This window comes from Sphingobium sp. TCM1 (genome assembly GCF_001650725.1).
Classification (GTDB): Bacteria; Pseudomonadota; Alphaproteobacteria; order Sphingomonadales; family Sphingomonadaceae; genus Sphingobium.
This window is the reverse complement of sequence record NZ_LXVX01000027.1, coordinates 1-8,177: the sequence shown is the minus strand read 5'-3', so window position 1 is coordinate 8,177 and position 8,177 is coordinate 1. Positions and strand designations below refer to the sequence as shown.

Genomic DNA, 8,177 nt, shown 5'->3' with positions numbered 1-8,177 from the left:
ACCGGAGGCGCGCGCAGCGCAAGATAGATTTTTGAAGGCGCCGAAGGTGGCTGTCAGCTGCGGTTTTTGAAGCGCCAGCTGTCGTTGCCCGTCTCGACGATATCGCAGTGGTGGGTGACGCGGTCGAGCAGCGCCGTGGTCATCTTGGGATCGCCGAACACGGTCGGCCATTCGCCGAAGGCGAGGTTCGTGGTGATGATGACGCTGGTCCGCTCATAAAGCTTGCTGATGAGGTGGAACAGCAACTGCCCTCCCGAGCGGGCGAACGGCAGATAACCGAGCTCGTCGAGAACGATCAGGTCGAGCCGCGACAGCTGCGCCGCCAGGGTCCCGCCTTTGCCGATCCGGGTCTCCTCTTCGAGGCGTGTCACCAGACCACGCTGACCACGGCACGGACTGATGAACTCGCCATCATTGATCAGGTTCTGCAGGGCGAGATCCACCTGCCCCCCCATGCATGCACCGTTGTTCAGGTCCAAGCCCTGCCGCGCCTGTCGAACGGCAAATATGATTTTAAGGCGATGGACGGTCTCGCGCCATCCCGCGAAAAAGCGCCGTCATTCGAGGCGATGTTCGAAGGGTTCAACAACGAACCGTTCAGCCTCCGTAAGCTAACCGCCTTCCTGGGCCTCGCCTCGCGACGGATTGCGCACCATTGCGCGGACATTCTCCTTCTCGACGTCGCGGCCACCAGCATCTTCGAAATCTTCGAGGAGTTTGGCACGGAGAGCCCAGATAGGATCGGGCGAGAGACAAGGTTTATCGACATCTCAACGGACTCGCTCTCGTTCGTTAATGCCAGCATCGCACTGGAAGGATATCTCGGCTTCATCCCCCCGCGCTGGGATCAACTCTCGCTTGCCGAACTGGAGGAACTCAAACATGTCGCCCATGTTTAAGACGCGGCGCATGGAGGCAGGAGTCGTCCTGCGTGCGGCGGCGATATCCCTCGTGGCGCTGAACCATGCCAACCCCGATATCGACCAGGTTTTGGGATTTAACTTCTCGGGTGGCATGAGCGTCCTGATGGCGCTCTCCGGCTATTTTTTTGCGAAGTTCGTGCTTGACGCTCCCTCGCTCCCACAGATGCGGCATCGATTGATCGGCTTCGGGCGATCCATCCTGCTACCCAGCTTCTTCATGGTCTTATTCTTCTTCATCATCTTACGTAAATTCGATGTTTTAGAATTATTGTTTATCCGAAACCTCTTCACGGACGGTCGAATATCCAAGTTTCCGACCTGGTATCCGCAGGTCATGATGCAGATCCTGATCGTCGTCTACATCCTGTCCTACATCGGTCTCATCCGGAATTTCGGTCGGAAGCTACTCCCTTATTCCGTCGTTTTGCTGTTTGTCGCATCCGTGTTGCTACGATTTTATCTGGACAACTATTCAGATGGTCTGGACCATCCTACACTGCCCTACTCCCGGTTCTGGAATTTTTGCCTCGGCTGGTGCTTCTACTTCTTTGCCGATCCCTCAAGGACTCCGAAAGGAAACAGGGTCGCGATGGCTGCCCTGGCGATTGCCAGCAGCTTCCTCGTTTACGGGGCCGCCAAACTACCTGCCTACTGCCTCATTGCGGGGACCCTTATTTTCCTCTTTGTAAGGGACATCGCAGTCCCCGCCATCCTGCACAAGCTCATCACGATCGTCGCCATGGCAAACCTCCATATCTTTCTCTGGCACCGCTTCTTCTTCGAGATTTACGAGGACATCATGCATGTCACCGCCCAAGGTGGGTTCGGCATGTGGCTATTCGGAATGTCGGCAAGCGTCGTTCTGTGGATTGGGTGGGAGGCGGCAGTCCGAACGGCGAGGGAGTTCGCATTGGCATCAACCTCCCTGAAATCGAAAGTTATTCCTTCCGTCCGAAGCCATACTCTCCCGGCAAGCTAGGGCAGGAATTAAGTGAAATGCGACCAAATTTAACAAATGATTGCTGAGATGTTTTTCTTTTGATACAAAGAACATGAATGCACCTTGGCAGAAGGTACGCGTCTCATGACAGACGGGAATTTTGATGTACCTGTTACAGGAACGCCCGTCATTCTATACGAGCTAAATGAGGTATCCTGGCAAGTTGTTGATTGGTACATTGGAAGAAATCCTCATGGGAACTTCGCGAATATTTTAGGCATGTCGAGATCCTACACCACTGTTACGACAGATGTGGGGGAACTTCATCCCTGGGTAACGTGGCCGACATTGCATCGGGGGGTGGACAATCGCAGCCATGGAATTGAGTTCCTTAATCAGGATCTGACGAGAGCGAGCGAATTCCCGCCTGTGTGGGAGACCGCCGCCAAAGCCGGGAAGCGGGTCGGTGTTTTTGCAAGCCTGCAATCCTATCCTCCCCCGCCCGACGACGCGTACGCCTTCTACATCCCCGACACTTTCGCGCCGCAGCCGGGCACGATCCCGCCCGAATGCAGGCCGTTCCAGATGCTCAACCTTCGCCAGACAGCACTGGATGGGGGGATCGTCTCCGACGTGAAACCGAGCAGAGAGCTCGCAACACTGATGCTCGGCCTGGTTCGGATCGGCTTGTCTTTGTCGACCGTTCTCGCTCTCGCGCGGCAGGTCATTCTTGAAAAGATCAATCCACTTTACAAGTCGCGTCGCTCGATCATGCAGGCGCCGATCGCCTTTGATGTCTTTAAGCATCTTCTGCATCGGACCAAACCGGAGTTCACGACGTTCTTCACCAATCATGTCGCGGGCATGATGCATCGATATTGGAAGCATGCTTTCCCGGAGGAATTCCAATACACTTTGACCTCCGATGAAGACAGGTTGAAGGCGAAGAATATACAGCGGGCGATGGATGTCGCGGATTATCAGCTAGGTTATCTGCTTGACTATATCACCCGGACTGATGGAACCTTGATCGTCGCGAGCAGCATGGGACAGGAAGCCGTTTTCCGCTCCGGCGGCGATCAGGCCCGCATCATCGACGTTCCAGCCTTCGTCCGGGCAATCGGGTTTAGCGGAGATTATCGTTCGAACCTCGCAATGCACCCGGATTTCAATTTCGAGTTCGACACGCCGGAGGATGCGGGGCGTTTCGCGTCGCTGGTGGAAGCTGCGACATTCGCCGGAGGAAGACGCCTCTGTTACAAGGTCAACCTTGTAAACAGGACCCTGAATTTCGGATTGGCGCAGCCGCCGGAAGGCATGGACAATTATGTGGAACGCCCCTCCGGCGGCGGCGTGAAGGAGAGGATTTCCTTTGCGGAGGCCGGGATCAAGCGATTCAAGCGCGACGTCGGCACGGGATATCACCAGCCCCGCGGCATCCTCCTTTGGCACCGGCCGGGAGAGGCGAGCGACGCTTCGAGGGAAGTCATCCAGAGTACTGCTGTGCGGGCCATGATCCTTTCCGCTCTCGGCATCGCTGTGGAGCCAAAGTCTCCGCTTCCCTCCGATAGAAACCCCACCCGCAACGAGGCCGAACAAGTGGATGCGTCCTGACCGTCCGCTCTGACAATGAGATGCGATGTGGATGTCATCATTGGTCCTTGCATCTTGTCAGCCGACCATGGGACGGTCTCAACGCTGGAAGCCGCATGGTCCCGGATCCACGGTTCATACGAAAATGTCGAACAGCGATAAGGGCAGCGGCGCTATACGGCCTGCGCGCTGCGGGTAATGCACCCAGCTTGCGCGCCATGGCTTAGCGCTCCAAATGGCTTTCAACCGGAAGTCCAGCGCACGATGTCCGCCTTCTCTATCTCCAAGGCATCAGGCAGGATCCGTGGATCGGTGATGGTCAATTTATTTCGATACCGTGATGATATGACTCTTAGAACCGCCTTCCGCGCGTGAAGGTGCCTCCGACCGTGCGTTCAGCGGGGCTGTTCATCAGCCAGTCCGCACACTGATAAAAAGGGGCTTGGCAAAGGGCGAGATCGCGATGTGCAAGTCGGCACCGCCGTCTACGCATCAGGCTTCATCCATCGCAGGTCTGCGACCGTAGTCACTCAGACGTCATGGTCCCGGTCTAACGGCGCACCGCGGTGCAGCGTAAATGCGCGCGCCATTTCCCTTCAGATTTCGCATTCTGAGGAGTGCATCGTGCGTACCACCGTCAGAGCTCGCTATGAGCTGGCCCAGGAAGATGACATCCGCGATGAGTTGACCCGCTTTGTCGCCCGGCGACTGCGCAATGGCAATGACGAAGAAGATATCGTGCAGGAGACATATCTGCGCATCTACCGGTACCGGCAGACCGGCACGATCGCCAATCTCAAGGCTTTTTGTTTTTCTGTCGCGCAGAACCTGATCAACGATCATTTCCGCCGTCTTTCGCGCATGCCTGCCACTTGCCCCATAGAGGAAGATTTTATCTGCCCCATGCCGCGCATTGATGAGGCCTTGCTTCATCGCGAGCGGGTGGAGGCGATCGTCGCCATCCTGAAGAACATGCCGCCGCTCAGACGGGAAATCTTCCTCCGCCGTCGACTGGACGATCATCCACCCGCGGTTATCGCCACCGACCTAGACATGCGGCAATCGGCGGTGGAAAAGCATGTCTTCCGTGCGCACAGCGACATAAGACAGGGTCTCGCCAAGCGGAAACTGACCGGTTGGAGCAGGATCTAGCCATGCGTGACGACAGCCTATCGCGAAGCGACGCCCCCATCGATGAATTGGCGCTCAAGGAAGCGCTAACGCGCGTCCATGACGGCGGGCGCCTGTCCAATGATGATATCCGCAAGATGCGCGCCAGCCGGAAGGCAGCCATAGCGGGCGGCCTCGGCGCGGTCGTTCTGGCCATCACCGGCCTCACCATCTTTCGGTCGCCGGTCAATACGGCCGCGGAGTTCAGCACGAAGCCCGGAGAGCGGCGTGACGTCCGGCTGGAAGACGGGTCGTTCGTGCAACTCAGCGGCGCAAGCCATCTGACTGTCACCATAACGAGCCGGGGCCGCTACGCCCGTCTGATCGCAGGGGAAGCGCGGTTCGACATCGCGCACGATGCCAGCCGCCCCTTCATCGCCCATGCCGGCCGAGCCGAGGCGCAGGTGCTGGGACGGTGTTCGACCTTAACGTAACATCCGCCAGCACCAGTCTCGCCGTGGCGCGCGGAGCGGTTCTGTTGAAGCCGGTCGGGTCGCCCCAGGCGGTCACTGTGCGTGCCGGTTGGCAGAGCCTCGTCCACGACACCACCGTCGACCGCCCCAAGCCGTTCGACGCCTCCCGTCCCGACTGGCGGGAAGGATGGATCGATACTGACGGCATGACGCTCGGCACGCTGGTCGAAATTCTGAACCGGCAGGGCGGGATCGTCATCAGTGCTCCGCCAGCGGCGCTGGCGGCGATCCCGATCATGGGGCGCTTTCGAACGGATCGGCCGGCCGCACTCCTCTCCGTCATCGGCAAGGCGAACGGCTTCGATGTACGGGCCGATCAGGGAATCTTGCGCTTCCACAAGGCATTATAAGAAAATTCTGCCTGCCAGACTATGGGCTGAAAAAACAGTGTCCGGCTTTGGCGATCCCCGCGTCTTTCGAAGGAGAGCACATGATGGTGCTCGCAAGGGGATACGACATGGGGTCTCACATTTCTCACCGTGCATTGCACGTCGCCATCGCCATTGCCGCCACGGCGGCGCCCTGTTCAGCGCATGCGGAAGCGGGGAGCTTTGCCAAAAGCTTCCAGTTCGCCATTCCGCCCGGAAATCTGTCCGCCGCCCTGTCGGCGTTTTCCGCAACGACCGGGCTTCAGGTCGTCGCCTCGTCCGGGGACGTCGGCTCCCATATGAGCGCCGGCATATCGGGCAAGTACAAGGCGTCCGATGCCATCGCCCGCCTCCTCGCCAAGTCGGGCTACACCGCCAGCCTGGTCGGCGACATGGTCGTTCTGCAGCAGGCCACGGCGTCGCCGCGCGCGATGCCGATCGCCCTGCAGAGCGCCGGCGGCGCCGGCACGTCCCGCCCCGACGCTGACGAGAGCGAAGCGGCGGAAGGCGATCGGGACATCATCGTCACGGCGGAGCGTCGCGAGCAGCGCCTGGTCGACGTCCCCGTCGCCCTGTCGGCCTTCGGCGGCGAGCAGCTCCGCAATCGCGGCGCCGACCGCCTTGTCGACCTGGCGAGCCAGACGCCCGGCGTCCTCGCCACGGTGCAGGTGTCGGGTGGTGACATGCCGACCTTCACCATCCGCGGCGTTGGCTTTGACGATTTGCGCCCCAACGGCAATCCTGCAACTTCGCTCAACATCGACGGCATCTACCAGGGGTCGGCCATCCTCGCGACCGGCCAATTTTTCGATATCGAGCGGGTGGAGATCCTGAAGGGGCCGCAGGGAACCCTCTATGGACAGAATTCGACCGCAGGTGCGATCAACATCCTGTCCCGCCGTCCGGGCGACAAGCTGAACGGCTATGTCAGCACCGAACTGGCGACCTTCGGCACGGCCCGCATGGAGGGCGCGGTCGGCGGCCCGATCTCGCCGATCGTCAGCGCCCGTATCGCCGCGCTATACACCAGGACGGACGGCTACATGACGGACATCGGCAATGCCAATGCCGTCGCGACCTTCAGGCCGCCTGCCGGCATCCCGCCGCTGCCCGTTACCGGCATGAACCGTGACGTCGCACGATCCGAAAGCATCGCCGGCCGCGCCATCATAGAGATCAACCCGTCCGACCGGACCGAAATATTCCTGAAGGTCAACGGTACGAAGCAGACCGGCGGGGCATTGCAGCCCAGCCGCAACGTCACCCAGAACGGCTTCGCCCCGAACGCGCGATATGAAGTCGATTCGGACGTGCCGACAAAGCTGAACGTTTCCGGCTATGGTATCACCGGCAGTCTGCAGCAGAGCGTCGGTGACGATTACACCTTCGTCCTGACAGGCGGATACAGCCATGTCTCGCACCTCGCGATCTACAATGGGGACGGGGTGCCTATCCGTTTGATCAATATCCTCTACGGCGACAAAGACGATCAGGAATATGCCGAGATTCGGTTCCAGAAGAACGACACGTCGCGGTTCAGCTGGATCGTGGGCGCGACGGCATTTCACGACGACGTTCGCATCGACCAGACCTTTACGATGCTCGACACGACGCGCGGCATCATCCAGGGCGATTACACGCAAAAGCGGACAAGCTTCGGCGTCTTCGGGGATGGAACCTGGGCGTTCGACTCCGGATTCAAGATCGGCGGCGGCCTCCGCTACACGCATGACAAGGTCGACTTCAATGGCCTGACGCAGGGCCTCGATCCCTATGGCGTATCGCTTCTCCCGGCCATCTTCCCGCTTTTGCCCTATAAGTTCGATCGTAACATCCGAAAGTCCCAGGTGTCCGGCCGTATCTACGGCAGCAAGAATTTCGGCCCTTCCTCGTCGATCTATGCGTCCATCAGGCGCGGGTATAAGGGCGGTGGCTTCGATGCCACCACGCCCAGCAACGACCTCGAATCCGCGCCGTTCGGTGCCGAGACGGTCTGGTCCTATGAGCTGGGCTTCAAGATCCTTCCCCGCCGTGCCTTCCTTCAGCTTGAAGGTGCGATCTTCTTCAACGACTACAAGGATATTCAGACGACGGCGGTCACGCAGATCACCACTGCCGCGGGCGTCCTGTCCGGCGGCACGCGTGTCAATGCGGGCGACGCCCAGAGCTGGGGCGCGGAACTGTCCGCGACCATCAGGCCGACCGACGATCTGAAGCTGGAAATCTCCGGCGCCTATCTCGGCAATGAGATCAAGAAGGTCATCTCGACCAATCCCGTCGAACGCCTGCGTCGTGCGGATGCGCGGCTTCCGTTCACACCGGGCGTTAGCCTGAACGGTGCTTTCGAATATACCATCCATGCCTCGGATACGATGGATGTCATCCTCGCGTCCGACGGTCAGTATCTGTCCAAATATTATTTCGACATCGACAACTTCGCCGTGACCAAGTCGCGCTTCATAGGCAATGCGCGCGTAGAACTACGGTATCAGAACAATATCTCCGCCACGGCCTGGGTCCGCAACCTGACCGACACATACTATCCGCTCTCCCGATTCAACTCCGCCACGACCAGCACCGACCTCCCGGCGGCCCCGCGCACCTATGGCATCACGCTTGGATACAAGTTCTGAACCCAGCGCAATGTGGGTGCGGTGAATCTGATTTCACGACCGATATCAAAGCCCATTCATCAAACACCACCTTCATC

The 8,177-nt window shown here is 59.3% G+C and carries 7 protein-coding genes and 1 pseudogene; 7 read left to right on the top strand and 1 reads right to left on the bottom strand.

Translation table 11 applies throughout. The features are described 5' to 3' along the window. Positions 1–53: 53 nt before the first annotated feature. Positions 54–374: pseudogene (locus tag A7Q26_RS16740) on the bottom strand (ATP-binding protein); the annotation flags it as partial. Positions 375–521: 147 nt separating this feature from the next. Between A7Q26_RS16740 and A7Q26_RS16735 the strand changes: the two are divergent. The 7 genes from A7Q26_RS16735 (at position 522) to A7Q26_RS16705 (ending at position 8,100) form a co-directional block, all read left to right on the top strand. Continuing rightward, positions 522–899 carry a hypothetical protein gene (locus A7Q26_RS16735; protein WP_036527606.1) on the top strand — a complete coding sequence of 126 codons (378 nt, stop codon included), beginning with the start codon at positions 522–524 and terminating at the stop codon, positions 897–899. Beyond that, positions 883–1,902, top strand: a complete 1,020-nt coding sequence (locus A7Q26_RS16730) for an acyltransferase family protein (RefSeq protein ID WP_036527609.1) — start codon at positions 883–885, stop codon at positions 1,900–1,902. The genes A7Q26_RS16735 and A7Q26_RS16730 overlap by 17 nt, the downstream gene beginning before the upstream one ends. 84 nt (positions 1,903–1,986) lie before the next feature. Continuing rightward, positions 1,987–3,477 (top strand): hypothetical protein, encoded by a 1,491-nt coding sequence (locus tag A7Q26_RS16725; protein WP_155986350.1) that lies wholly within the window; start codon positions 1,987–1,989, stop codon positions 3,475–3,477. A gap of 603 nt (positions 3,478–4,080) precedes the next feature. Then, positions 4,081–4,608, top strand: coding sequence for an RNA polymerase sigma factor (locus A7Q26_RS16720; protein ID WP_051586981.1), 528 nt, complete (start codon positions 4,081–4,083; stop codon positions 4,606–4,608). A gap of 2 nt (positions 4,609–4,610) precedes the next feature. Beyond that, complete coding sequence (locus A7Q26_RS16715; RefSeq protein WP_036527613.1) at positions 4,611–5,060, top strand: FecR domain-containing protein; 450 nt, start codon at positions 4,611–4,613, stop codon at positions 5,058–5,060. Next, positions 5,042–5,449, top strand: a complete 408-nt coding sequence (locus A7Q26_RS16710; RefSeq protein ID WP_155986352.1) for a hypothetical protein — start codon at positions 5,042–5,044, stop codon at positions 5,447–5,449. The genes A7Q26_RS16715 and A7Q26_RS16710 overlap by 19 nt, the downstream gene beginning before the upstream one ends. A gap of 80 nt (positions 5,450–5,529) precedes the next feature. Then, on the top strand, positions 5,530–8,100 hold the full coding sequence (locus A7Q26_RS16705; RefSeq protein ID WP_081799111.1) for a TonB-dependent receptor: 2,571 nt from the start codon (positions 5,530–5,532) through the stop codon (positions 8,098–8,100). Positions 8,101–8,177: the final 77 nt, after the last annotated feature.